Origin of the sequence: Sandaracinobacteroides saxicola, from assembly GCF_014117445.1 — a bacterium.
Lineage (GTDB): Bacteria > Pseudomonadota > Alphaproteobacteria > Sphingomonadales > Sphingomonadaceae > Sandaracinobacteroides_A > Sandaracinobacteroides_A saxicola.
On the sequence record NZ_CP059851.1, the window covers coordinates 2,063,818 to 2,087,036 of the forward strand.

Here is a 23,219-nt window from a genome sequence, read left to right on the forward strand (position 1 = left end):
ACCGCCCGCAAGGAACGCCCTTGATCGACCCTGCCCTGCTGCTCCTGTTCGCCGCCGGCCTCTGGGCCGGCGCCCAGAATGCGCTCGCCGGCGGCGGCAGCTTCGTCACCCTGCCCGCGCTGATGGCCGCCGGCCTCGATGCGAAAACCGCCAACCTCACCACCACGCTCGCCCTCTTTCCCGGCCAGCTCACCACCGGCTACGCCGGCCGCCACCTCGTCACCGGCACCCAGCGCCTGTCCTTCCGCGCCCTCGCGGGGATAGCCCTCCTCGGCGGCACGCTCGGTGCCGCCATCCTCCTTCTCACGCCTGCCCCCTCCTTCGCCGCCATGCTCCCCTGGCTCGTCCTCCTCGCCACCCTCATCTTCGCCTGGTCCGCCTTCCGCAAACCGGCAACAGCCACACCCCTCCTGCCCCGCGAAGCGGAGAGCGGGGAGTCGAAGACGGCGCACAGCGCCAGCGGCGACTCGCGCGACAGCGCGGCGGGGGTGGGTGCACGTCCCTATTCCGCGCCAGTGGCCCCACCGCCCCTCGCCCTCACCGTCGCGCTTCAGTTCCTCATCGCCGTCTATTGCGGCTTCTTCGGCGGCGGCGCCGGCTTCGTCATGCTGGCCTCCCTCACGCTCGCCCGCATGCCCGTCCGCAACGCCGCCGGCACAAAGAATGTCCTCGTCGCCCTCTCCAACTCCGCCGCCGCTCCCGTCCTCGCCCTCTCCGGCGCCGTCGCCTGGGACAAGGCGCTGATCCTCGGCACCGGCGCCATCCTCGGCGGCTGGGCCGGCGCCAAGGCGCTCTCCCACATCCCCGACAAACCACTGAAACTCCTGGTCATCCTCATCGGCACGCTGCTGTTCATCGGCCTCCTCGTCTGGACCTGAGCGCCCAGCGCAGCACCGCCCCCATGCCGCCCGCCCCGGCGCGCAACGCCGGCACCGCCACCCCCGGCACGCGCAGGCCGTGCATCGCCGCCGCCCACCCCGGCAGCAGGTCCACCGCCGCGCCGCGCAACAGCGCCTGCGGCACCGCCAGCTCCGCCGAGCCCCCGGCCCGCATGATCAGCCCCGCCACCTCCCGCGTCCGCGCGTCCACCCGCAATTCGCCGCGCATTTCCTCCAGAAACGCCGCGGCCGCCGCCTTCGTCTCGGGCATCCCCTCCGCCCCCAGAGCCCGCGCCACCGCCGCCATTTCCGCCATGTACCGGTCCTGACGGACTCGCGGCATGAACGGCTCGCGATAGCGCCGCCACGCCGCCAGAAAGCTCATTCCCTCCGTCACCGCCACAAAGCTCAGCAGCCGCGGCTCATCGGCGCGATAGGGCGTGCCATCCGGCAACACCCCCTCTACCCGCGCATGGATGCGCCGCACCCGCGCGATCGCCGCCTCGGCCGCCGCACGTTCCCCGAACGTTGTCACCGCGATGAACCCGGCCGTCCGCCGCAGCCGCCCCGCCATGTCCGCCCGGAAATTGCTGTGATCCCACACCCCCGCCAGCGCCTTCGGGTGCAGCATCTGCAACAGCAGCGCCGCAATCCCGCCGATCATCATGGTGGTCACATCGGCATGCACCTCGAAGGATTCCGCCCCCTCCGCCAGGAAGCGCGCATGCTGCGGCGCCGGCACCACCGCCGGCCGGCCACCGGGAGCCGCGAACGCCCCGCGCACCGTCCTCGCAATCGCCGTGCGCACCTGCTCCATCGCCGCAGCCTACCGCTTCGCCGCCCGCCACGCCACCCCTCGACGGCCGCGCCCCCCTATGGCATCATGCCGCCATGCCGGGCATCGACCAGCTCCGCCTCATCGGCCCCGCCGACGCCGGCGCCCGCCGCCTGCTCGCCCGCTTCCCCTTCATCGAGTTCACCAGCGGCCGCCGCAACGTCGCCGAACAGGCCGACGCCATGGCCAGCAACATCGTCGCCCGCCGGGACTGGATCCTGCGCACCTATTCGGACACAGCCGAACGCGCCGCGCTCCAGGGCTGGGTGGACAGCCACCCCGACGCCATCCGCCGGCCGGAGATCGCCCGCGGCCTCGCCCGCGTCATGGCCAACTGGGATGACGGCCAGAAGGGCCGCCTCTCCAAACATTTCAGCGGCCAGGCCTTCGATGTTCGGCCCCTCGTCAACAGCCCCGCGGCGTCCGCCATCAAGGCGGAAATCCGCGCGCTCGACGGTCTCGTCAAATTCCTGGAAAAAGAAGGCGGCCTCGTCCGCTGGCACGCGCAATTCGCATGAATCTGCCGGTCGTTGACAGAGTCGGCCGCCTATAGTCTCTCGCCATTTTCCCCCATCAACACCTCCCGCCGCCCGACATGGTCGGGCTTCGACACCAGCCCCATCTCCTCCATCTGCTCGATGAGGCGCGCCGCGCTGTTATACCCCACCCGCAGCGTCCGCTGCAGGTAACTGATCGTCGCGCGCCGGCTCGTCGCCACCACCTGGATCGCCTGCGTCAGCGTGTCGGCCTCGGCGTCCACGCCACTGCCGCCGCCGCCGCCCCTGCCCGGGCCGCCGCCCACCACGCCGCCATCGGACCCGTCCCCCTCGGGCGGCTCCTCCGTCACGCCATGCACATAATCGGGCGAGCCCTGCGCCTTCCAGAAGGCCGCCACCGCCTCCACCTCCTCGTCGCTCACGAAGGGCCCATGCACCCGCACCGCCGCCTTGCCGCCGGGCATGTAGAGCATGTCGCCCTTCCCCAACAGCTGCTCCGCCCCCTGCTCGCCCAGGATCGTCCGGCTGTCGATCTTGCTGGTCACGCTGAAGCTGATCCGCGTCGGCAGGTTCGCCTTGATCACGCCCGTGATGACATCAACGCTCGGCCGCTGCGTCGCCATGATCAGGTGGATGCCCGCCGCCCGCGCCTTCTGCGCCAGCCGCTGGATCAGGAACTCCACCTCCTTGCCCGCGGTCATCATCAGGTCGGCGAGTTCATCGACCACTACCACGATCAGCGGCAGCACCTCCAGCGGCAGCGTCTGCTCCTCATATTCCGGCCGGCCGTCCTCGTCCCAGCCGGTCTGGATCTTCTTGGTGAAACTCTGCCCCGCCCGCTGCGCCGCCCGCACCCGCTCGTTGAAGCCGCCGATGCTGCGCACATTGATGTGCGCCATGTTGCGGTACCGGTCCTCCATCTGCTCGACCGCCCATTTCAGCGCCCGCACGGCTTTTTGCGGCTCGGTCACCACCGGTGCCAGCAGGTGCGGGATCTCGTCATAGACGCTCAGTTCCAGCATCTTGGGGTCGATCATGATCAGCTTGCACTGGTCCGGCCGCAGCCGATACAGCAGGCTCAGGATCATCGCGTTCAGCCCCACGGACTTGCCGCTGCCCGTCGTCCCCGCGATCAGCAGGTGCGGCATCGGCGCCAGGTCCGCCACCACCGGCGCACCGCTGATGTCCTTCCCCAGCACCAGCGGCAGCGTGCAGCCGCTGTTCTCGAACGCCGCGCTGGCCAGCAGTTCAGACAGGCTCACCATCTCGCGCCGCGCATTGGGCAATTCGATGCCGATCACATTGCGCCCCGGGATCACCGCCACCCGCGCCGAAATGGCGCTCATCGACCGCGCGATGTCGTCGGACAGCCCGATCACCCGGCTCGCCTTGATCCCCGGCGCCGGCTCCAGCTCATACAGCGTCACCACCGGCCCTTGGCTCAGACCCACGATCCGGCCCTTCACCCCGAAATCGTCGAGCACGCCTTCCAGCAGCCGCGCATTCTGCTCCAGCGCCGCCTCGTCCACCACCACGGTGGACGCCGCGCGCGGCTTCAGCAGGCTCAGCGGCGGCAGCGCCGCCACATCCCCCAGCGCCAGCGCGCTCTGCCGCTCCACCGCCTCCCGCTTCGAACTCGCCGCCGCGGCCGGCGCGCGAATGGGCCGCGTCGGCGCCGCCACATTTTCCGCCACCGGCACGACCGCCGGCTCGCGCACCGGGCGCACCCGCAGCGGCGGCGGCGCCTCATCCGCCACCACCGCCCGCCGCGCCAACATCGCCCGCCACGGCAGGTCGATCGCCAGCAGCAACAGCCCCAGCGCCCCCAGCGCGCACATCCCCGCGACCCCCAGCGCCAGCAGCGCCGGGTCGAGCGACGGCAGCAGCAGCGCGCTGCCGCCATCCACCGCTTTCGCCGCGATCAGCCCGGCAACACCCCCCGGCCCGGCATCCAGCAACCCCAGCGGCTGCCGCCACAGCAGCCCCGCCGCGAACGCCGCCAGCAGCATCGCCAGCACCAGCCACAACAGCGCCCGCCGCCAGCGCACGCGCTGCCCGATCAGCAGCTTCACCCCGGCCACCAGCGGCAGCACCGCCAGCAGCACCGCGGCATAGCCGAACCCCTGCAACCCCAGGTCCGCCACAAAGGCCCCCGGCCGCCCCAGCCAGTTCACCGCCGCCCGTTCCGTCACATGATTGAGCGACGGATCCCCCGGATCATAGCTCACCAGCGCCAGCAAAATCCCGAACCCCAGCGCCAGCAGCCCCACCACAAGCACGCCCCGCAAAAACCGGCTCACCCCCCGCCCCACAGCCGCCCGCCCCCGCGCCACCGCCCCCCCGATATCAGGCTTCTCAAACAAAGGACGCGCGTTGCTGGCCATGCGCCATCATGCCCCGTCCCGGACTCGCCAACAAGGGGGAGTCCGTCTCCCGGCACTCCATAACATCAACCTGAGCAGGAAGCTGTCTTTCCATGAAAGCCTTGCAGCGGCGTGTTTGTCGAGGGGGAGCTGACAGGCAGCTTTTGCCTTCATATTGTTGGAAAGCGGCCATCGATCCCGCTAAGTGTTGACGATGGAAGATCCACGCCAGTTCAACATTGAGAATGGTCAGGGGCTGCTACTCTGTCCGTCGTGCGGTTTTCCAGGCTACTCTGACAAACCGGCATACGACGAACGAGGCGGCATTGTTGGGACGACGATCTGCAGTTGCTGTCTTTGGGAACCGGGCTTTGACGATGATCAGCTCGCTTCGGTGAACGCGGGCGATACTATCCTACAGTCTCTAAAAAATTATCGCGCGAAGCTAGGTACGCTGCAGTTAGGGCAGGGCGGTCGCGACCGACGGCCTAAAGATTTCAACGTTGAGCGGCAGCTTTCAGTGCTGTTTGCGATTGCACCGCACGTCCGATAGGTCGTCGTTTGTCACCCCGCCCGGCTCGCCGGATGAATCACCAAATCCGTGGTCACAAAATCATTCCCCGTGCACAGCAGCGGCGCCGATCGCTCCTTCGCCACCGCATAGACCATCAGGTCGAGGAGGTTGAGCGCGCCGCCTGATCCCGCGCCCTTGCCATATTGGGCGTTGGCTTCGCCGGCGATGCGGGCATGGTCGGCGGTGAAGGGGATGGTGTCCAAGCCCAGGCGCCCGAAATGGTCGAGCAGCAGCGCCGCCTCACGCCCCAGACCAACGCGACTTCCCGACGCGACGCGGAGATATTCAACGCGCGCCGGCGCCGGCAGCAGGCCACCTTCGGCAATGATGGCGTCCAGCAACGCCGCGGCACCGGTCTCCCGCAGCAGGATCGCGATCAACGCCGACGTGTCGACGATCACCGCACGTTGCCGTCTGCATCATACTCATCCGCGTCCAGCTCCTGCATCGTCGGATAGGCCCGCTTCGGCAGCCCGCCCAGCAAGGCCCGGATATCCTCGACGACACGGGTGCGATCATCGCTCAAGGGCAGCGGCATCCGCTCCAGCGCCTCCTCGATCACCTCGGCCTGGCTGCGCCCGCCCCGCGTCAGCAGCTGCAATCGCCGAAAGGCGCGATCCGAGGCAAAAGCGATGCGGCGTTGCTGCCGGCGGGGTACCGTGGCCATTCAATGTCTCCCCGATGGAAAATAGCACCGACCCCACCGTTCTGCAACGTGGTGTGCGATCGGCGGAACGCATCGCAAGGTCACAAAAAAAGCCCGAGGGAAGAGACCCCCGGGCTGGAATGAGTTGCGGACCCATAAAGGCCCTTGAGCGAGCACAGGAACCCGAAGGCACCCACTAACCTCCATTCAAAACCCGTGCCAACTCCCAAACATAGGCAATCTCCCGTCCAAACCCCGCCTGCCTGCCCAAAAACAGGGCGAACGCCCCGCCCTGCCCGCTTTTCAGGCATCTGCCCCGCGACGAAATCACCCTCGCCGCCACCGTCCCGCTCCCCTATGCTCGCCCTCATGCAGCATGATGCCCTCATCGTCGGCGGCGGCCTGGTCGGCCTCACCCTCGCCCTCGCCCTCGCCCAGCACGAGCTGACCGTCGCCGTCATCGAACGTGCCGATCCCGCCGCCATGCTCGCCGCCGGCTTCGATGGCCGCGCGTCGGCCATCGCCAGCGCATCCGCCCGCATGCTCCGCACCCTCGGCTTCGGTGAAACGCTGGACCGCGAAGGCTGCCCCATCCGCGCCATCCGCGTGACGGACGGCCTCAGCCCTCAACACCTCCACTTTGAAACCGCCGAGCACGATGATCCCCTCGGCATCATGGTCGAAAACCGCCTTCTTCGGGCCTGGCTGCAAACCGCCGCCGCCGCCCACCCCAACATCACCCTCCACGCCCCCGCCACCATCGCCACCACCGAACGCACCGAAACCCGCGCCACCATCACCCTTAATCTCCCCTCCCCTTCAGGGGAGGGGCCGGGGGTGGGGAAGCCCCACCAAGAGACAGTCACCCTCACCGCCCCCCTCATCATCGCCGCCGACGGCCGCGAATCCGCGCTGCGAAAGGCCGCCGGCATCCGCATCGCCCGCTGGCGCTACCCGCAATCCGCCATCGTCACCATGCTCGCCCACACCGAGCCGCACCACAACATCGCCAGCGAACTCTTCTACCCCAGCGGTCCCTTCGCCCTCCTCCCGATGAATGATCTGGACGGCGAACACCGCAGCGCCCTCGTCTGGACCGTCGACGCCGCGCACGCCCCCGGCGTCATGAAACTCGGCCCGCGCGCGCTCGCCGCTGAGGCGGAAAAGCGCATGGGCGGCCACCTCGGCACGCTGCGCCTGATCGCACCGGCCGCCACCTGGCCGCTCGGCCTCCACCACGCCGAACGCTACCACGCCCGCCGCCTGATCCTGGTGGGGGACGCCGCGCACGGCATCCACCCCATCGCCGGCCAGGGCCTCAACATGGGCCTGCGCGATGCCGCGGCGCTGGCCCAGGTGCTGGTCGAAAGCGTCCGCTTGGGCCTCGACCTCGGCGCCCCCGAAATCGCCACCCGCTACGAACGCTGGCGCCGTTTCGACAACAGCAGCGTCGCCTTCGCCACGGACAGCCTCAACCGCCTGTTCGCGCTCCCCGGCGCCCTCCCCGCCTCTGCACGCCGCGCCGGCCTCGCCACCGTCAACCGAATCGCGCCGCTCAAACGCTTCTTCATGCAAACCGCCCGAGGCGAAACCGGCGACCTCCCCGCCCTCCTCCAGGGTTCGCCGATTTAAGCGCACCCGGCATATTGTTTCGTCCACGAAACAATATAAAGCGTCCCGATGTTTGCCTTCATCGAACGCGTCGGCGCCCGCCTGCCCGATACCGCCATCCTCTTCCTGTGGTTCTGCGCGGCCGTCATCCTCGCCTCCGTGGTCGCCGCCGGCCTGGGCGCGTCCGCGGTCCACCCCGCCACCGGCGAAACCGTCGCCGCCGCCTCCCTGCTCAGCGCCGACAACATCCGCCGCTTCCTCACCGACATGCCGCGCACCTTCGCGGACTTCCCGCCGCTCGCCATGGTCATCACCGTCATGATCGGCATCGGCGTCGCCGAACGCTCCGGCCTCATCGCGGCGGCGCTGACCCGCGGAGTCACCCGTGTCCCCCGCGCGCTGCTCCCCGCGGTCACCGTCTTTGCCGGCATCATGTCCAGCCTGGCGGTCGATGCCGGCTATGTCGTCCTCGTGCCGCTGGGCGCCGCCGTCTTCGCCGCCGCCGGCCGCCACCCCATCGCCGGCCTCGCCGCCGCCTTCGCCGGGGTCGCCGGCGGCTTCAGCGCCAACCTCTTCATCACCAGCCTCGATCCCCTGCTCGCCGGCATCACCCAGACCGCCGCCCGCGTCGTCGATCCGGAATACACCGTGCTCGCCACCGCCAACTATTTCGTCATGGTCGCGCTCGTCCCGCTCTTCACGATCGTCGGCGCCTTCGTCTGCACCCGCCTTATCGAACCCCGCCTCGGCACCTGGTCAGGCACGCTCCCCGATGCGCCCGCCACCGAAACCAGCCTCGAACGCCGCGGCCTCCGCGCCGCCGGCCTCGTCCTATTTGCCACCGTCGCCGCCACCGTCGCCCTCACACTTCCCGCCGGCGCGCCCTTGCGCGACCCCGTCACCGGCAGCCTCGAACCCTTCTACAAATCCCTGGTCGCGCTCACCGCCATCCTGTTCCTGCTGATGGGCCTCGCCTACGGCCGCGCCGCCGGCACCATCACCCGCGGCGAGGATGGTGTCCGCCTCGCCACCGATGCGATGAGCAGCCTCGGCGCCTATCTCCTCCTCGCCTTCCTGGTCGCCCACTTCATCGCCTTCTTCAACTGGTCGAACCTCGGCGTCCTCACCGCCATCGGCGGCGCCGGTGCGCTCCGCAGCAGCGGCCTCTCCGGCAGCACGCTGCTGGTCGGCATGGTCGTCGTCACCGCGCTCATCAACCTGTTCGTCGGCAGCGCCAGCGCCAAATGGGCGGTGATGGCCACCGTCTTCGTCCCCATGTTCATGCTGGTCGGCATCACGCCAGAAGCGACACAGGCCGCCTATCGCGTCGGCGACAGCGTCACCAACATCATCAGCCCGACGCTGCCCTACCTGCCGCTGATCCTCGTCGCCGGCGCCCGCTACGTCCCCGGTTTCAACCTCGGCAGCCTGATCGCCACCATGCTGCCCTTCAGCCTCGCTTTCCTGCTTTCGGGCACGCTGCTGCTGGGCACCTTCCTGGCGCTGGGCCTGCCGCTGGGGCCGGGCGTCGAAGCCTTCATGACCCCGGCGGGGTGAGCCTAAACCGCGCGCTCCACCATCATCTTCTTGATCTCCGCGATCGCCTTCGCCGGGTTCAACCCCTTCGGGCACACGTTCGCGCAGTTCATGATGGTATGGCAACGGTACAGCCGGAACGGGTCCTCCAGCGCATCCAGCCGCTCGCCCTTCATCTCGTCGCGGCTGTCCGCCAGCCAGCGATAGGCCTGCAACAGGATCGCCGGCCCCAGGAACTTGTCGCTGTTCCACCAGTAACTCGGGCAGGAGGTGGAGCAGCAGGCGCACAGGATGCACTCATACAGCCCGTCCAGCTCCGCCCGATCCTCGACCGACTGGTACCGCTCCGCCAGCGCCGGCGTCGGTGTCACCGTCTGCAACCAGGGCTTGATGCTGGCATATTGCGCATAGAAATGCGTCATGTCCGGCACCAGGTCCTTCACCACCTCCATGTGCGGCAGCGGCGTGATGCGGATGTCGCCCTTCACATCCTCGATCGCCATCGTGCAGGCGAGCGTGTTGGTGCCATCGATGTTCATCGCGCACGACCCGCAAATCCCCTCCCGGCAAGACCGCCGGAAGGTCAGCGTCGGATCGACCTCACCTTTGATCTTGATGAGGGCATCCAGCACCATCGGCCCACATTGGTCCAGGTCGAGCGTGTAGCTGTCATAGCGCGGGTTCGCCCCATCATCCGGCGACCAGCGATAAATCTTGAACGTCTTCACCCGCACCGCCCCCGCCGGCGCCGGGTAACTCTTCCCCCCGCCCCTGATCCTGCTGTTCGCCGGAAGTGAAAATTCAGCCATTACCCGATCCTGTCCTTCAAACCCGCCTGCTTCAATACGGCATTGGCCATGGCACGGCTCATGATCCCACCGTCTACGGTAAATGGTCGCGGGGGATGCGGCCCAACTTACTCCTCATGGTGACCACGCCCTTGCCGCAACAGTCGGCAACCATTCGTCAGCAATATCGCCTTCACCCGTTACGTATAGCCCTGAATCATCAAGCCGCGACCGGCAATGCCCGCTCATGATGCGCCACCACCCGCACCGAGTGCGGCCCCGCCCGGTCATCGGGCGTCAGCAGGTCGGCGTTGATCTGCAACAGGCTGGACACATGCTCCGCCGCCTTGCGCGCCAACTCGTCCACCGTCGGCGCGTCCACATTCAACCCCGGCATGTCGCTGGCACGCGACACCCACACGGCATTCGCCGCATCCCAGTCCGCATACACCGTCCAAATCGCCACCACCGCCTCCTCATCGGTTGATGTCACCGACACGATTATTCCGCTTCCCTGCATGCCTACAGAAAGCAAGCCGCCCTGTCAGTATCAGAAACACTTGTACCGCAGATGCTCCGGACCCCAAACAAATCTTGACATGACCATCTCCTAGACCTACTATCCGGTCATGATCGAACCCCTCCTCGCGTCCGCCGCTGTCTCTATCAGCAACCTCAAGAAAAACCCCTCGGCCGTCATCGCTGCAGCCGAAGGCGCGCCGGTCGCCATCCTCAACCGCAACACGCCGCAAGCCTACCTCGTGCCCGCCGCCGCATGGGAAGCCCTGATGGACCAGCTCGAAGACCTCGAACTCGCCGCCATCGTCCGCGAGCGCGAGGGCCAGGAAGAAATCGAGGTATCGATTGACGACCTATAGGCTAACATTCCTGCGCGACGCGAAGAAAGAATGGGACAAACTCGATTCAAAAATCCGCAATCAGTTCAGCAAGAAGTTGGCAGAGCGTCTTTCTAACCCCCGCATCCCCTCGGCGAAACTCGCTGGTATGCCAAATTGCTACAAGATCAAACTGCACTCCGCTGGCTACCGCTTGGTCTATCGCGTCGATGACGGACGAATCGTGGTGCAGGTCATCGCCGTCGGCAAACGCGAGCGAAGCGCTATTTACGAGGCAGCTAACAAGCGAATTTAAACCATTGCCTCTTTTGCTGCTTAATCATAAATTAGTGACAATCAAAGAAACTCTCGTTCTAACTCTTCAATCATCCGATTTAATTCATTAACGCGATCAAGTAGCGCCTGCGCTTCCTCAGGTTGGACATCTTCTCCACCCGTCGCAGCTGAATTAATCAAATCCTGAATGTCTCTGCGAAGATTGATCTTTCCCCAGCCTATCTGTTCGAGCGTTCGTCTGTTGGCAAGGCCAATTTCTTCAAGGTCGTGATTTTCAAATCGCATTTGATCAACAAAGTCTCGGATACTCCACTCGCGATCATTAAAGTCGGGAAGTATGGCTTCAACATCTTCTAGGTCTGGCACGCGACCTTCAGCCAGAGACTGTACGATTAATCTGGTTCCTCGTGGTGTGAAGTAGATGCCTCGAAGCATACCGACCACCGCGTCTCTCTGCCTTTGAGCACGGCGACCGGGCGGGCGAAAACTTCGAAGTCCATTTATGAGGCTAACGCCCTGCGAAATGGTAGCCAGTTCAATGGGCATAACTATCCCTCAATACACCCGCGCCTTCGGCTTGATATACCCCACTTCGTCCGTCAGGGTATAGGCATGCACCGGCCGCGCATCCAGCGTCACCGTGCCGTCCCGCACCCAGCCGATCGAATGCTTCATCCATTCGCCGTCGTCGCGCGCCGGATAATCCTCATGCATGTGCGCCCCGCGGCTCTCCGTCCGCGCCGCGGCGCTGTGCATCGTCACCACCGCCTGCGGGATCATGTTGTCCAGCTCCAGCGCCTCCACCAGGTCGGTGTTGAACACCAGGCTGCGGTCGGCGATGCCGATGTCCGCCATCTGTTGATAGACGGCATCGATCTTGCGCTTGCCCTCCTCCAGGATTTCGCTGTTCCGGAACACCGCGCAATTGGCCTGCATCGTCTTCTGCATCGCCAGGCGGATGCTCGCCGTCGGCGAGCCCCCCTTGCTGAAGCGCAGCGCATCCACCCGCCCCAGCGCGAAGTCCGCGCTGTCCTTCGCCAGCGGCCGGTGCGCCGACATCGGCTTCACGATGCTCGAAATCCGGTGCCCGGTCGCCCGCCCGAACACCACCAGGTCGATGAGGCTATTCGAACCCAGCCGGTTCGCCCCATGCACGCTCACGCACGCCGCCTCGCCCACCGCGAACAGCCCCGGCACCACACTGTCCGGATCGCCGTCCTTCAACGTCACCACCTCGCCCCAGTAATTGGTCGGGATGCCGCCCATGTTGTAATGCACCGTCGGCGTCACCGGGATCGGCGCCCGCGTCACGTCGACGCCTGCGAAGATCTTCGCCGTCTCCGAAATCCCCGGCAGCCGCTCGTGCAGCGTCGCCGCGTCGATATGGTCCAGATGCAGGAAGATATGGTCGCCCTCCGCGCCCACGCCCCGCCCCTCGCGAATTTCCATCGCCATCGACCGGCTCACCACATCCCGGCTCGCCAGATCCTTGGCGCTCGGCGCATAGCGCTCCATGAAACGCTCGCCATTCTTGTTGGTCAGATACCCGCCCTCGCCCCGTGCCCCCTCGGTGATCAGCACGCCGGCGCCATAGATGCCGGTCGGGTGGAACTGCACGAACTCCATGTCCTGGCAGGGCAGCCCGGCGCGCAACGCCATCCCGCCGCCATCGCCGGTGGAGGTATGCGCCGACGTCGCGCTGAAATAGGCCCGGCCATAGCCGCCCGTCGCCAGCACCACGGCATGCGCCCGGAAGCGATGGATCACCCCATCCTCCATGTTCATCGCGATCACGCCACGGCACTCGCCATTTTCCATGATCAGGTCGATGGCGAAATATTCGATATAGAAATCCGCGTCATATTTCAGGCTTTGTTGGTAGAGCGCATGCAGCATCGCATGGCCCGTCCGGTCGGCCGCCGCGCACGTCCGCTGCGCCGCCGGCCCCTCGCCCATGTTCTGCGTCATGCCGCCGAACGCGCGCTGATAGATTTTGCCTTCCTCCGTCCGGCTGAACGGCACGCCGAAATGCTCCAGCTCATAGACCGCGGCCGGCGCCTCCCGGCACAGATATTCGATCGCGTCCTGGTCCCCCAGCCAGTCGCTGCCCTTCACCGTGTCATACATGTGCCAGGTCCAGTGATCCGGCCCCATGTTGCCCAGGCTCGCCGCGATCCCGCCCTGCGCCGCCACCGTGTGGCTGCGCGTCGGGAACACCTTGGTGATGCACGCGGTTTTCAGGCCACTTTCCGCAATCCCCATGGTCGCGCGCAGGCCCGAGCCCCCGGCACCCACCACCACCGCGTCATAGCTGTGGTCGATGATCTTGTAGGCTTCCGGCATCTCAGGCTCCGAACGACAGTTTCAGCACGGAAAACAGCGACACCGCCGCCACCGCCACCACATAGAGGTTGAGCGCGAGCAGGCTCATCAGCTTCAGCCCCTCGGCATGCACATAATCCTCGATCAGCACCTGCACCCCCAGCCGCACATGCCAGCAGACGCTGCCGATCAACAACAGCATCGGCACCGCCGCCACCGGCTGCTTCAGCCAGGCCACCACCGACGAATGGGTCAGGTCCGGCAGCAGGATCAGGCTGACCACAAACCACAGCACCAGCAGCAGATTGCCCGCCGCCGTCACCCGCTGCTGCCACCAATGCTGCACGCCGGACTTGGCCGAGCCCAGCCCGCGCACCCGCCCCAAAGACGTCCCGCCGCGCATCAATTGCCCTTCATCAGAATGAGTGCCCAGGTCAGCGCCGTCATCACCGCGGCGCCCACAAACACCAGGGTCGCCACCGTCTTCGACGTCTTCAGGTCATAGCCGGTGCCGCCGTCCATCACCAGGTGCCGCACGCCGCCCAGCAGATGCTGCCAGAACATCCAGCTCAGCCCCACGCCCACCAGCATCCCGAACCAGCCGGTCGCCACCTCGTGAAAGGTCGCATAGGCCTCCTTGCCGCTCGCCGCGGCGAACAGCCACCAGCCGAACAGCAGCAGCGCCCCGAACGCCAGGGCGTTGCCCGACACCCGGTGGAAGATCGATGCCGCCATGTGCACCTTCCACTTCCAGATCGACAGGTGCGGGGATAGCGGTCGCACCGTTGGCCGCGCGGATGCCATAAACCAATCTCCTGTATGCCGCCCCTGCAATAACGCCTCCCCCCGACCGCGCAACCATCAAAGCAGCCACTGCGGCACGATGGCCGCCCGGCCGCCACCCGAACGCCCGCCGGGCAAGCACCGCTCGAAAAAGCTTGCATCGATAAGCGATATGTGTAACCATTATGGAACTAAATTGCGATTCGAAGTCTCAAACTCCCGCACCGAAATCCACAGCAGGAACGACCCAAAAAACGGGCACAAGTCTCTAACCCCTTGATTCAGGCTGTCACTTTTTTCGCAAAACCTTCCAAAGATATCCTACAATCCCTCCGCTGCCCCTCGCGCCCCCGCCGGTCCGCACTGCAACAGCACCGTCCGCTCCAGCCCGGCATAGCGATGGACCAGCGCCGCCCGATAGGTGTCGTCCGCCATCATCGCCAGGAAATGCCGCCGGCTCGGATAGCGCACCAGCAACAACCTGTCCCAGTCACTCTCCGCCGCCCCCGCCACGCCGATCACGCACTGCTCCACCGGCCCCTCATAGAGCACCTCGGCCTGGCTGGTCGCCCCCACCGTCACCGTAAAGGCATGCTGGTATCGCGCATAGGCCTCGGCCCCCGTCCCGCCGGCGTCCGGATGCCCCGCCGGATAGCGCGCCTCCGCCCGGAACTTCAGGAAATTGGCCATCACGACCGGCCCCTCCCGGCCCTGATCGCGCAGCGCCCGCACCTGGTCGCGCGTCGGATCGATCGTCGCATCATGATTGCCCAGCTCAGGAACCGCCATCATCCATCCTTTCCCGCAAGCGCCCCAGGGTCGAATAGCGCGGATTGTCCACCGCCAGCCGCGCCACCGCCGCGGCCGCCAGCGCCGCCAGCAGCGGCCCGTCCTCCGGGTCCAGCCGGCCCTCCCGCAGCCCCGCGCACACCCCCGCCACGCCGCCGAAGGGCGCCAGCGCGGCCGCCTCTGCCGCCTCCGGCCGCGCCGCCAGCTCCCGCATCACGATCGCCAGCACATTGCCCGCCACCTTGGCGTGAAAGGCCTGCCGCGCCGGCAACCGCCCCTCCACCTCGCCCAGGAACCCCCTCACCGCCTCCAGCAGGCTTGCCGCATCCGGATGCCCCATCACAAATCGCCCATCACAAATCACCATGCCGCACCAGGTGCAGCAGGTCCGCCGACACCTCGCTCACCCGCCGGCCGATCGCCGCCCGCTCCACACTCCGCACCCGGCCGCTGACATGGTCATGCGCCAGCTGCAAACAGCTCAGCCCCCACTTCAGGTTGCCGAACACTTCCCACAGATGCAGCGTCTCCGGCGCGATCTGATCCCCGCCCGCCGCGGCATAGGCCGCCAGCAGTTCCTCCCGCGTCCCGAACCCGCCCACCGGCCTGTCCCACACCCCGAACCGCCAGGCATTCACGCACATCCAGCCCAAATCCTCCGCCGGCTCGGACAGGTGTGTCAGCTCCCAGTCCAGCACCGCCGCCAGGCCCGCCTGATCGATCAGCAAATTGCCGCTGCGGAAATCGCCATGCACCAGGCAGCGCGCCGGCGCCGTCGGCATCCGCGGCTTCAACCAGGCGAACGCCAGGTCGAACGCCGGCACGTCCACCCCCAGCAGGCGATACAGCGCGAAACTCCGCTCCAGCTGTTCGGCGCCACTGCCGCCCGCCAGCGCCAACCCCTCCCAATGCTCCAGCGGCGCCCGGTGCAGCCGCGCCAGCGCCGCCGCGCACTGCCCCGTCAACGCCGCCCTTGCCTGTGCATATTCCGCCCGCTTCAGCCAGCGCGGCGCCAGCGCCTCACCCTCGACAAACCCCGTCACCGCGCCGTCGCCCAGCCCATCTTCTGCCACGAGCACCGCCAGCAGCGGGGCCACCGGCAACCCCAACGCTCCCGCACGCGCCGCCACCGCCACCATCGTCGCCCGACCGAGGCCACCCGGCGAGACCGTCCCCGCCGCCGCCGTCTGCAGGATCAGCGGCGCCCCCTCGGTCTCCAGCCGATAGGTCGCGCTCGACGCCCCGCCCGACAGCGGCACCACCGCGGTCACCCGTGCCGCCACGCCGGCCCGAACCAGCGCCGCATTCACCGCCGCCGGTTCCGGCACCCCGCTCATTCGCCCGCCAGCCGCGCGAAACTCAGTTCGTCGATCCAGTCGCCATTCACCCGCCAGGCGGCGCGATGATGGCCCTCCTGCCGGAACCGCAGCCGGCTCAGCAGGCGATGCGCCGCGCGGTTCCGGATGTCGCAGAATGCCACCAGCCGGTGCAGCCCATGCTCCCCCAGCAGATGGTCCGCCATCCGCCCGATGCCCTCCGCCGCCAGCCCCTGCCCCTGCGCATCGGTATGCAGCGTGAAGCCGATCTCCGCCTGCTCCACCGACGGGTTGCCGAAATTCACCCCGATGTCCCCCACCAGCGCACCATCCGCCTTCGACAGCATCACGAACTGCTGCCAGCCGCTCTCGCCACCGATCGCCACCTTGCGCATGTCCACCACCATGGCGCGAAACCCGGCAATGCTGCGTCCCTGCGGCTGGAACGGCGCCGTCTGCCGCACCGCGTGGATGGCGGCCGCGTCACCGGGCAGCGCCGGCCGGATCAGCAGGCGCTCGGTGGTGCAGGTCCAGGCATCCAGTTCCAGCACCCGCAGCGCCGTGCGCATCTTCCCTCTCCCCAAAGCCTTGTCCCCCGGCCTATAGCGTCAGCGTGCCCCGCAAAACCATCGCAAACGACAGCAACGCATGACCGGCCTCGAACTCGCCGCCAGCGCCGCCGCGCTGGTCAACGCGCTGCTCGTTACCCGCCGCTCGCTGTGGAACTGGCCGGTCGGCGTGCTCGCCGTCAGCCTGTTCTTCTTCCTCTTCCTCGATGCCCGCCTCTACGCCGCGATGGCGCTGCAACTCGTCTTCCTGGCGCTCAACCTCTACGGCTGGTGGGCTTGGGCACGGGCGAAGGGAGACGCCCCGGACCTGCCGCTGGCCCGCATGACCGCCGGCGCGAAGGCGCTGACCGCCGCCGCGGTTGCCGCGCTCGCCGCCGCGATCGGCCTGCTGCTCGCCGGTACCACCGATGCCAACGCCCCCTTCTGGGACGCCGGCAACACGGCGCTGGCCCTCGCCGCGCAATATTGGCAGGCGCAGCGCGCGGTCGAGACCTGGCCGCTCTGGCTCGCCGTCAATATCGGCTCGACCGCGCTCTACGCCACCCAGTGCCTCTGGCTCACAGCCGCCACCTATGCAGTCCTCGGAGGCATCGCGATCTGGGGCTGGCGCGACTGGAGCGCGCGGGCATGACGCTGCGCATTGTGCTGTCGGGCGTCGAAAGCGTCGGCAAGTCCACCCTCGCCGCCGACCTCGCCGCGCATTTCAATGCCGCGCTCGTCCCCGAATATGGCCGCACCTACTGCGAAGGACTGGATCGCCCGCTCACGCCGGCTGACCTCACCGCCATCGCCGAAGGCCATGCCAGGGGTGCCCACCGGGCCATGCAGCAGGCGCCCGCCTGCCTCATCGAGGATACCGACATCCTGATGACCGCCGCCTGGGCGCGCATGCTGTTCGGCGCGCCCCAGCCCGACCTCGCCGCCTGGCCATCGCACGCCCACCTGCACCTGCTGCTGCTGCCCGACGTGCCCTTCGTGTCCGACCCCGTGCGGGTCTTCGGCGATCCCGGCCAGCGCCTTGCCTTCCACCGCCATGTGGTGGCGGAGTTCATTGAGCGCCGCACGTCCTTGGTCCCCGTCGGCGGCGGCTGGGATGCCCGCCGCGCCCGCGCCATCGCCGCCATCGAAAGCTGCCTGTGAGCCTCATTCAGATCACCCTCCCCTGCACCCGCGCCGAGGCCGTCGCCGCGCAGGCACTCGATGATCCCTTCCCCTGGCTGGAGGATCCGCCCGCGCTGGTCGCCGCCGAAACGCCCGACGGCTGGGCACTGATGCTCTGGCTCGATGCCCCACCCGACGCGCGGCTTCTCGCCGCCATCCGTGCCTTCGCGCCGTCCGCCGCCAGCGCAGCTTCGATCAGCGAGATCGACGAGCAGGACTGGCTCACCCTCAGCCAGGCCGGCCTCGAACCGGTCAACGCCGGCCGCTTCCACATCCACACATCCGATCACCCCGGGCAGGCGCGGCCCGGGCAGATATCCTTCCGCATCGATGCCGGCCTCGCCTTCGGCACCGCGCACCACCCCACCACCGCCGGCTGCCTCGCCGCCATCGACCGGCTGGCACGCCGCCGGCGCTTCAGCAATGTCCTCGATCTCGGCACCGGCAGCGGGCTGCTCGCCTTCGCCGCCGCGCGGGTCTGGCGCCGCGCCCGCGTCACCGGCAGCGACATCGACGCCACCGCGGTCCGCGTCGCCCAGGACAACGCGCGCCTCAACGGCCTGCGCCCGGGTCGCGGCCCTGGCAGTGTCCACCTGCTGGCGGCCCCCGGCCTCGAGCATCACGACCTCGCCGCGCGCGCGCCTTATGATCTGCTGATCGCCAACATCCTGGCGGGGCCGCTGCTGGCGCTGGCGCCGGGCCTGTGCGGCGCGCTGGCGCCCGGCGGCATCCTGATGCTCGCCGGCCTGATCAATCCGCAGGCCCGGAAACTCGTCGCCGCCTACCGCGCCCGCGGTTTGCGGCTGTTGCGCCCCGTGGGGGGCGCCGAATGGCCGGTGCTGCTGTTCACAGCACCAGCAGGCAACCGCCTCAGCCGCGCCGCGCGTGGAACAGCGGGAGCTCGGCCGACGGCAAGCGAATGGTAGTCCGCGTCTGCAGCAATGCTTTCGCCTGACTGTCGAGCACGGGGCCACGGTCATTCGCAACCTTCGCCACAAAGGCCGGGGTCTTCAGTTCGGTCATCGTTTTTCTCCTTTTATGATGATTTCCGATGACCTTGATTTAACCTCCCGTTCAGCTTTTGTGCACTGCATCATAAGCGGCAACAGCCATGCGCTCAGTGCATGGACAACGGATTATTGCGATTTTTTGACGATCTCCGCCCAGCCCGCTTCGTCGATCACCCGCACCCCCAGCGCCGCTGCCTTCGCCAGCTTCGATCCCGCATCCCGCCCCGCCACCAGCAGGTCGGTGTTTGCCGAGACACTGCCCGCCACCTTCGCCCCCAGCCGTTCCGCCTGCGCCTTCGCCTCGTCGCGCCCCATGGTTTCCAGCGTACCGGTGAACACGATGGTCAACCCCGCCACCTCGCTCGCCACCGTCTCCAGCTTCACCGGCGCCGGCGTCAGCTCCGCCAGCAGGTCCGCCAGCGCCGCCTGGTTGTGCGCTTCCGCCCAGAAATCGCGCAGCGCACCGGCCACCTCCGGGCCGATGCCCGCCACCCCCACCAGCGCGGCCAGCTCCAGCGCCTCCCGCCGCGCCACTTTCTCCGGCGTTTCCCCCAGCGCCGGCGCCACCGCATGCGCCACCAGCGCATCCAGCCGCGCGCACAGCCCGTCCCAGTCCCCCACCGACCGCGCCAGGTCGCGCGCCGTCACCTCCCCCACATGCCGGATGCCCAGCCCGAACAGCAGCCGGTCGAGCGGCGGCGCCCGCCGCGCCTCCACCGATTCGATCAGCTTGTCGACCGACGTCGGCTTCCACCCCTTCATCGCCAGCAACTCGTCGCGCCGGCGGTGCAGCCGATAGATGTCCGCTGGCGACGCCAGCCACCCCAACACGGCGAACAGCTCGATCCGCTCCGCCCCCAGCCCCTCGATGTCCAGCGCCCGCCGCCCGACGAAATGCCGCAACCGTTCCACCCGCTGCGCCGGGCAGGTCAGGCCCCCCGTGCAGCGGCGCACCACCTCGCCGGCCTCCCGCACCGCCGCGCTGCCGCACGCCGGGCAATGATCGGGATAAGCGAACACCGCCCGCGCCGCATGCGCCTCGGCATCGCCCACCCACCCCAGAACCTGCGGGATCACGTCGCCGGCGCGCTGCACCTGCACCCTATCCCCCACCCGTACATCCTTGCGGGCGATCTCATCCTCATTGTGCAGCGTCGCGTTGGTCACCACCACCCCGCCCACCGTCACCGGCGCCAGCCGCGCCACCGGGGTCAGCGCCCCCGTCCGCCCCACCTGGATGTCGATCGCCAGCAGTTCGGTCGTCGCCCGCTCCGCCGGAAACTTGTGCGCCAGCGCCCAGCGCGGCGCCCGCGCCACCTGCCCCAGCCGCGCCTGCCAGTCGAGCCGGTCGACCTTGTACACCACGCCGTCGATGTCATAGCCCAGTGTCGCCCGCTGCGCCTCGATCGCGCGATAATGCGCCAGCACCTCCTCCAGCGTCTCCGCCCGGATCAGCGTATCGCTGACCGCAAAGCCCAGCGCCGCCAGCGCCCGCATCGTCTCATATTGCGTCACCCCCAGCGGCGCGCTCAGCTCGCCCCAGCCATGGGCATAGAAACGCAGCGGCCGCGTTGCCGTGATGCCGGCATCCAGCTGCCGCAAACTCCCCGCCGCCGCGTTGCGCGGGTTGGCGAAACGCTTCGCCCCCGCCGCCTCCTGCGCCGCGTTCAGCGCGGCGAAATCCGCCGTCGCCAGATAGACCTCGCCCCGCACCTCCAGCACCTCGGGCGCACCGCACAGCCGCTGCGGCACGTCGCGCAGCGTCCGCACATTGGCCGTCACATCCTCGCCCACGGCGCCATCGCCCCGCGTCGCCGCCTGCACCAGCACGCCGGCTTCATAGCGCAGGCTCAGGCTCAACCCATCGATCTTCGCCTCCGCCGTCAACGCCACCGCGGCATCCCCCAGGTTCAGGAACCGCCGCACCCGGCCGATAAACTCCGCCACGTCGGCGTCGCTGAAGCCATTGTCCAGGCTCAGCATCGGCCGCGCATGCACGATCTTGCCAAAACCGCTGCCAACCGCCGCTCCCACCCGTTCGCTCGGCGAATCGGCGCGCTTCAGATGCGGGAACGCTGCCTCCAGCGCCGCGTTGCGCGCCATCAGCGCGTCATAGTCCGCATCCGAAACCGTCGGCGCATCCCCCTGATAATAGGCATGATTGTGCGCAGAGATTTCCGTCGCCAGCCGCGCCAGCTCGGCCGCGACCTCCGCTTCGCTCAACTGATCGGTTCCGTCCATCGCTCCTTGCCTAGCAAGTCCCGCCAGCGCGAAACAGGGGCGGCGGGGCTCCACGGATGATCCCCCGCCAGCGCCCCCGCGCTCACCCAGCGCCGGCGCGCCCTGTCTACCGCCACCGCGCCCAGCGACCGCAGCGTTACCTTGTCCAGCAGCAGCCAGCGCGGCCGGCACGCCGCCGGCAGCGCCCGGTCGCTCACCACGATATCCGCCGCCGCGCACGCCTCCAGCAGGCTCGCCCGCTCCAGCGCCGCGGCGCTGCGCAACGCCAGCAAGGACGCCCCCGGCCCCGGCAGCGCACAGGCAAGGTCATTGCACCGCGCGTCCGTCGCCATGCCCAGCGGCACGATGTCGCTCACCCCCGCCGCCTCGGCCATGCTGTCGGTGGCGAACCCGCCTTTCGCTGCCCGCAGCGTCAGCAACCGCCCGTCGCGCACCAGCGCCACATGCCGCCCGTCGGCGGAGACCATCAGGTCCGGCGCCGGCCAGACCAGCGCCAGCATCCCGCCCGCCAGCAACGGCGCCATCCCCAGCAGCCGGGCGCGGGTGGACAGTAGCGCTAGCAGCAGCATGCCCGCCAGCATCAGCCCGAACGCCGGTACCGGCACCGCCCCCAGACGCGCCACCGCGCCGGGCAGACCGGCCACCGCCTCCGCCAGCCCGATCAGCGCCCCGATCCCCTGCCGCGCCGCCCAGGCGAACGGCGCCTCCAACCCCACCGCACCTGCCGCCAGCATCCCCCCCAGGGCCGGCATGATCGCCACCGAAGTGAGCGGGATCCCCAGCAGGTTCGCCAGCGTCCCATACAGCCCCGCGCGCCCGAAATGGAACAGCGCCACCGGCGCCAGCATCGCCTCGATCACCAAGCCCGACAGCAGCAGCGCCGCCCCCCGCCGCCCCCAGCGCGTCCACCAGGCGTCCTCCGGCAACAGCGGGAACAGGCGCCGCCCCCAGGCCGACTGGTAGAGCGACACCAGCGCCACCACCGCGGCGAAGCTCAGCTGGAAACTGGGATTCAACGCCGCCTCCGGCCGCGCCAGCAGGATGACGAACGCGGCAAAGGCGATCAGCCGCAGGGACAGCGGATCGCGCCCCAGAACCAGTGCCGCCACCACCACCCAGGCCATCAGGCAGGCCCGCACCGCCGGCACCTCCGCCCCCGCGATCAGGGTATAGAGCGTCCCCATCACGCCCGCCCCCAGCGCCGCCAGCGTCCGCACCGAGACCCTCAGCGCCAGCCATTCCCAGCGCGCCAACAGCCGCCGGAACAGCCACAGCGACGCCCCCACCACCACGGCGATATGATAGCCCGAGACCGACAGCAGGTGCGCCAGCCCCGAATCGCGCATCGCCGCCACTGTCCGCGCGTCGATCCGACCTTGATCCCCGGTCACCAACGCCGCCGCGATGCCCCCCTCCCGCCCGCCGACCCGCGCCGCCAGCCACCCGGTCAATTCCAGACGCCGCAGCGCCAGCCAGGCCGCCACCCCGGGCGGCGCCGGCGCCGCCCGCAGCAGGTGCGGCGCCCCCAATATCTGCCCGCTCGCCCCCACCCCCATGAACCAGGCGCGGCGGCTGAAATCATAGCCGCCCGGCACCTGCGGCCCCGCCGGCGGCTGCAACTGCACCTTCGCCGCCAGCCGCGCCCCCGGCCGCAGCCAGTCCGGCGGCAGCCCCGCCATCCGCAGCCGCAGCGTCGCCCCCGCCGGCATGGCGTCCGCCGCCAGCAGCAGCCGCGTGAACGGCGCCTCGCCGCCCGCGCCATCCACCCGACCCTCCACCGCCGTCACCGTGCCGCTCACCTCGGCCCCGCTCAGCCGGAAATGCAGCCGCGGCGCCGCAACATTATTGGAACGCACATCCGCCAGCACGACCCCGGCGGCAAACAGCAACCCAGCGCACAGCAGCACCGGCCGCAGGAACCCGCGAAACAGCAACCCCAGCAGCGCCACCGCCACCCCGATGCCCGACGCCGCCTGCCGCTGCGGCAGCCAGGGCAGCAGGAACCAGGCCGCGATCCCTGCCGCCAGCAACAACGGCGCGAACAGGATCAGCGCGTCGCGTTCCGGCCACAGCGCATGGTCGGCCGCCACATCAAGCCTTTGAACAAGCGCAAACGGTCTGCTAGCCACATTCACCCGCCAGCCGACCCGGCTGCCTTCTGTCCGCC

At 68.6% G+C, this 23,219-nt stretch carries 26 protein-coding genes; 10 read left to right on the top strand and 16 right to left on the bottom strand.

The features are described from left to right. Positions 1–20 precede the first annotated feature (20 nt). Positions 21–878 (top strand): sulfite exporter TauE/SafE family protein, encoded by an 858-nt coding sequence (locus H3309_RS10385; protein ID WP_182294648.1) that lies wholly within the window; start codon positions 21–23, stop codon positions 876–878. Here the strand turns inward: H3309_RS10385 and H3309_RS10390 are convergent. After that, on the bottom strand, positions 853–1,695 hold the full coding sequence (locus H3309_RS10390; RefSeq protein WP_182294649.1) for an oxygenase MpaB family protein: 843 nt from the start codon (positions 1,693–1,695) through the stop codon (positions 853–855). The genes H3309_RS10385 and H3309_RS10390 overlap by 26 nt on opposite strands. 74 nt (positions 1,696–1,769) lie before the next feature. Here H3309_RS10390 and H3309_RS10395 point away from each other — a divergent pair, with 74 nt between their 5' ends. Then, positions 1,770–2,231 carry a M15 family metallopeptidase domain-containing protein gene (locus H3309_RS10395; RefSeq protein WP_182294650.1) on the top strand — a complete coding sequence of 154 codons (462 nt, stop codon included), beginning with the start codon at positions 1,770–1,772 and terminating at the stop codon, positions 2,229–2,231. A 29-nt stretch (positions 2,232–2,260) separates the two neighbouring features. Here H3309_RS10395 and H3309_RS10400 read toward each other — a convergent pair whose 3' ends face one another. Next, a complete protein-coding gene (locus H3309_RS10400) occupies positions 2,261–4,594 on the bottom strand; it encodes an FtsK/SpoIIIE family DNA translocase (protein WP_182294651.1) in 2,334 nt (777 codons plus the stop codon). Between the two features lie 193 nt (positions 4,595–4,787). Between H3309_RS10400 and H3309_RS10405 the strand changes: the two genes are divergently transcribed. Next, the gene (locus tag H3309_RS10405; RefSeq protein WP_182294652.1) at positions 4,788–5,126 is read left to right on the top strand and encodes a hypothetical protein; all 339 of its coding nucleotides are present in this window, start codon (positions 4,788–4,790) and stop codon (positions 5,124–5,126) included. Between the two features lie 11 nt (positions 5,127–5,137). On the opposite strand, the gene H3309_RS10410 is transcribed toward H3309_RS10405, so the two are convergent. Both H3309_RS10410 and H3309_RS10415 read right to left on the bottom strand, forming a co-directional pair. Continuing rightward, positions 5,138–5,548, bottom strand: coding sequence for a type II toxin-antitoxin system VapC family toxin (locus H3309_RS10410; protein WP_182294653.1), 411 nt, complete (start codon positions 5,546–5,548; stop codon positions 5,138–5,140). After that, entirely contained in the window at positions 5,545–5,814 is a 270-nt protein-coding gene (locus H3309_RS10415) for a hypothetical protein (protein WP_182294654.1), read from the bottom strand. The genes H3309_RS10410 and H3309_RS10415 overlap by 4 nt, the downstream gene beginning before the upstream one ends. Before the next feature lie 348 nt (positions 5,815–6,162). Here H3309_RS10415 and H3309_RS10420 point away from each other — a divergent pair, with 348 nt between their 5' ends. Together H3309_RS10420 and H3309_RS10425 are read left to right on the top strand one after the other, a co-directional pair. Then, positions 6,163–7,425 carry a UbiH/UbiF/VisC/COQ6 family ubiquinone biosynthesis hydroxylase gene (locus H3309_RS10420; RefSeq protein ID WP_182294655.1) on the top strand — a complete coding sequence of 421 codons (1,263 nt, stop codon included), beginning with the start codon at positions 6,163–6,165 and terminating at the stop codon, positions 7,423–7,425. A 48-nt stretch (positions 7,426–7,473) separates the two neighbouring features. Continuing rightward, complete coding sequence (locus tag H3309_RS10425; RefSeq protein WP_182294656.1) at positions 7,474–8,961, top strand: AbgT family transporter; 1,488 nt, start codon at positions 7,474–7,476, stop codon at positions 8,959–8,961. 2 nt (positions 8,962–8,963) lie between these two features. On the opposite strand, the gene H3309_RS10430 is transcribed toward H3309_RS10425, so the two are convergent. Further along, the gene (locus tag H3309_RS10430; protein ID WP_182294657.1) at positions 8,964–9,749 is read right to left on the bottom strand and encodes a succinate dehydrogenase iron-sulfur subunit; all 786 of its coding nucleotides are present in this window, start codon (positions 9,747–9,749) and stop codon (positions 8,964–8,966) included. A 199-nt stretch (positions 9,750–9,948) separates the two neighbouring features. Next, on the bottom strand, positions 9,949–10,227 hold the full coding sequence (locus tag H3309_RS10435) for a DUF1902 domain-containing protein (protein ID WP_182294658.1): 279 nt from the start codon (positions 10,225–10,227) through the stop codon (positions 9,949–9,951). A gap of 130 nt (positions 10,228–10,357) precedes the next feature. Here H3309_RS10435 and H3309_RS10440 point away from each other — a divergent pair, with 130 nt between their 5' ends. Together H3309_RS10440 and H3309_RS10445 are read left to right on the top strand one after the other, a co-directional pair. Continuing rightward, positions 10,358–10,606 carry a type II toxin-antitoxin system Phd/YefM family antitoxin gene (locus tag H3309_RS10440; RefSeq protein WP_182294659.1) on the top strand — a complete coding sequence of 83 codons (249 nt, stop codon included), beginning with the start codon at positions 10,358–10,360 and terminating at the stop codon, positions 10,604–10,606. Continuing rightward, positions 10,593–10,880: a type II toxin-antitoxin system RelE family toxin gene (locus tag H3309_RS10445; RefSeq protein WP_182294660.1), complete on the top strand. Its 288-nt coding sequence runs from the start codon at positions 10,593–10,595 to the stop codon at positions 10,878–10,880. The genes H3309_RS10440 and H3309_RS10445 overlap by 14 nt, the downstream gene beginning before the upstream one ends. A gap of 41 nt (positions 10,881–10,921) precedes the next feature. On the opposite strand, the gene H3309_RS10450 is transcribed toward H3309_RS10445, so the two are convergent. From H3309_RS10450 to H3309_RS10485, 8 genes are all read right to left on the bottom strand, one after another. Beyond that, positions 10,922–11,407 carry a hypothetical protein gene (locus H3309_RS10450; protein ID WP_182294661.1) on the bottom strand — a complete coding sequence of 162 codons (486 nt, stop codon included), beginning with the start codon at positions 11,405–11,407 and terminating at the stop codon, positions 10,922–10,924. 9 nt (positions 11,408–11,416) lie between these two features. Then, positions 11,417–13,204: a succinate dehydrogenase flavoprotein subunit gene (sdhA, locus tag H3309_RS10455; protein WP_182294662.1), complete on the bottom strand. Its 1,788-nt coding sequence runs from the start codon at positions 13,202–13,204 to the stop codon at positions 11,417–11,419. Between the two features lies 1 nt (position 13,205). Continuing rightward, positions 13,206–13,586, bottom strand: a complete 381-nt coding sequence (gene sdhD, locus H3309_RS10460) for a succinate dehydrogenase, hydrophobic membrane anchor protein (RefSeq protein ID WP_182294663.1) — start codon at positions 13,584–13,586, stop codon at positions 13,206–13,208. Next, on the bottom strand, positions 13,586–13,918 hold the full coding sequence (gene sdhC / locus H3309_RS10465; protein WP_243453690.1) for a succinate dehydrogenase, cytochrome b556 subunit: 333 nt from the start codon (positions 13,916–13,918) through the stop codon (positions 13,586–13,588). Before sdhC ends, sdhD begins: the two co-directional genes overlap by 1 nt. Positions 13,919–14,287: 369 nt before the next feature. After that, a complete protein-coding gene (locus H3309_RS10470) occupies positions 14,288–14,758 on the bottom strand; it encodes a DUF1330 domain-containing protein (RefSeq protein ID WP_182294665.1) in 471 nt (156 codons plus the stop codon). Further along, on the bottom strand, positions 14,742–15,095 hold the full coding sequence (locus tag H3309_RS10475; RefSeq protein ID WP_182294666.1) for a DUF6285 domain-containing protein: 354 nt from the start codon (positions 15,093–15,095) through the stop codon (positions 14,742–14,744). The genes H3309_RS10470 and H3309_RS10475 overlap by 17 nt, the downstream gene beginning before the upstream one ends. A 13-nt stretch (positions 15,096–15,108) precedes the next feature. Further along, a complete protein-coding gene (locus H3309_RS10480; RefSeq protein WP_182294667.1) occupies positions 15,109–16,092 on the bottom strand; it encodes a phosphotransferase family protein in 984 nt (327 codons plus the stop codon). Next, positions 16,089–16,640 (bottom strand): GNAT family N-acetyltransferase, encoded by a 552-nt coding sequence (locus H3309_RS10485; protein ID WP_182294668.1) that lies wholly within the window; start codon positions 16,638–16,640, stop codon positions 16,089–16,091. Before H3309_RS10485 ends, H3309_RS10480 begins: the two co-directional genes overlap by 4 nt. Positions 16,641–16,719: 79 nt before the next feature. Here H3309_RS10485 and pnuC point away from each other — a divergent pair, with 79 nt between their 5' ends. From pnuC to H3309_RS10500, 3 genes are read left to right on the top strand one after another with little or no spacing between them, the layout of a single operon-like run. Then, on the top strand, positions 16,720–17,271 hold the full coding sequence (pnuC, locus tag H3309_RS10490) for a nicotinamide riboside transporter PnuC (protein WP_182294669.1): 552 nt from the start codon (positions 16,720–16,722) through the stop codon (positions 17,269–17,271). Continuing rightward, positions 17,268–17,780 (top strand): AAA family ATPase, encoded by a 513-nt coding sequence (locus H3309_RS10495; RefSeq protein WP_182294670.1) that lies wholly within the window; start codon positions 17,268–17,270, stop codon positions 17,778–17,780. The genes pnuC and H3309_RS10495 overlap by 4 nt, the downstream gene beginning before the upstream one ends. Next, entirely contained in the window at positions 17,777–18,727 is a 951-nt protein-coding gene (locus H3309_RS10500) for a 50S ribosomal protein L11 methyltransferase (RefSeq protein WP_243453691.1), read from the top strand. Before H3309_RS10495 ends, H3309_RS10500 begins: the two co-directional genes overlap by 4 nt. Positions 18,728–18,937: 210 nt before the next feature. Here H3309_RS10500 and ligA read toward each other — a convergent pair whose 3' ends face one another. Together ligA and H3309_RS10510 are read right to left on the bottom strand one after the other, a co-directional pair. Beyond that, a complete protein-coding gene (ligA, locus tag H3309_RS10505; RefSeq protein ID WP_182294671.1) occupies positions 18,938–21,052 on the bottom strand; it encodes an NAD-dependent DNA ligase LigA in 2,115 nt (704 codons plus the stop codon). Beyond that, on the bottom strand, positions 21,031–23,142 hold the full coding sequence (locus H3309_RS10510; RefSeq protein ID WP_182294672.1) for a ComEC/Rec2 family competence protein: 2,112 nt from the start codon (positions 23,140–23,142) through the stop codon (positions 21,031–21,033). Before H3309_RS10510 ends, ligA begins: the two co-directional genes overlap by 22 nt. Between the last annotated feature and the right edge of the window lie 77 nt (positions 23,143–23,219).

Excerpts from the sequence above, each read along its gene's own strand:
- H3309_RS10390 (WP_182294649.1), bottom strand. The coding sequence starts at position 1,695 with ATGGAGCAGGTGCGCACGGCGATTGCGAGGACGGTGCGCGGGGCGTTC.
- H3309_RS10395 (WP_182294650.1), top strand. The coding sequence starts at position 1,770 with ATGCCGGGCATCGACCAGCTCCGCCTCATCGGCCCCGCCGACGCCGGC.
- H3309_RS10400 (WP_182294651.1), bottom strand. The coding sequence starts at position 4,594 with ATGGCCAGCAACGCGCGTCCTTTGTTTGAGAAGCCTGATATCGGGGGG.
- H3309_RS10405 (WP_182294652.1), top strand. The coding sequence starts at position 4,788 with ATGGAAGATCCACGCCAGTTCAACATTGAGAATGGTCAGGGGCTGCTA.
- H3309_RS10415 (WP_182294654.1), bottom strand. The coding sequence starts at position 5,814 with ATGGCCACGGTACCCCGCCGGCAGCAACGCCGCATCGCTTTTGCCTCG.
- H3309_RS10420 (WP_182294655.1), top strand. The coding sequence starts at position 6,163 with ATGCAGCATGATGCCCTCATCGTCGGCGGCGGCCTGGTCGGCCTCACC.
- H3309_RS10425 (WP_182294656.1), top strand. The coding sequence starts at position 7,474 with ATGTTTGCCTTCATCGAACGCGTCGGCGCCCGCCTGCCCGATACCGCC.
- H3309_RS10430 (WP_182294657.1), bottom strand. The coding sequence starts at position 9,749 with ATGGCTGAATTTTCACTTCCGGCGAACAGCAGGATCAGGGGCGGGGGG.
- H3309_RS10440 (WP_182294659.1), top strand. The coding sequence starts at position 10,358 with ATGATCGAACCCCTCCTCGCGTCCGCCGCTGTCTCTATCAGCAACCTC.
- H3309_RS10450 (WP_182294661.1), bottom strand. The coding sequence starts at position 11,407 with ATGCCCATTGAACTGGCTACCATTTCGCAGGGCGTTAGCCTCATAAAT.
- sdhA (WP_182294662.1), bottom strand. The coding sequence starts at position 13,204 with ATGCCGGAAGCCTACAAGATCATCGACCACAGCTATGACGCGGTGGTG.
- sdhD (WP_182294663.1), bottom strand. The coding sequence starts at position 13,586 with ATGCGCGGCGGGACGTCTTTGGGGCGGGTGCGCGGGCTGGGCTCGGCC.
- sdhC (WP_243453690.1), bottom strand. The coding sequence starts at position 13,918 with ATGGCGGCATCGATCTTCCACCGGGTGTCGGGCAACGCCCTGGCGTTC.
- H3309_RS10470 (WP_182294665.1), bottom strand. The coding sequence starts at position 14,758 with ATGATGGCGGTTCCTGAGCTGGGCAATCATGATGCGACGATCGATCCG.
- H3309_RS10475 (WP_182294666.1), bottom strand. The coding sequence starts at position 15,095 with ATGGGGCATCCGGATGCGGCAAGCCTGCTGGAGGCGGTGAGGGGGTTC.
- H3309_RS10480 (WP_182294667.1), bottom strand. The coding sequence starts at position 16,092 with ATGAGCGGGGTGCCGGAACCGGCGGCGGTGAATGCGGCGCTGGTTCGG.
- H3309_RS10485 (WP_182294668.1), bottom strand. The coding sequence starts at position 16,640 with ATGCGCACGGCGCTGCGGGTGCTGGAACTGGATGCCTGGACCTGCACC.
- pnuC (WP_182294669.1), top strand. The coding sequence starts at position 16,720 with ATGACCGGCCTCGAACTCGCCGCCAGCGCCGCCGCGCTGGTCAACGCG.
- H3309_RS10495 (WP_182294670.1), top strand. The coding sequence starts at position 17,268 with ATGACGCTGCGCATTGTGCTGTCGGGCGTCGAAAGCGTCGGCAAGTCC.
- ligA (WP_182294671.1), bottom strand. The coding sequence starts at position 21,052 with ATGGACGGAACCGATCAGTTGAGCGAAGCGGAGGTCGCGGCCGAGCTG.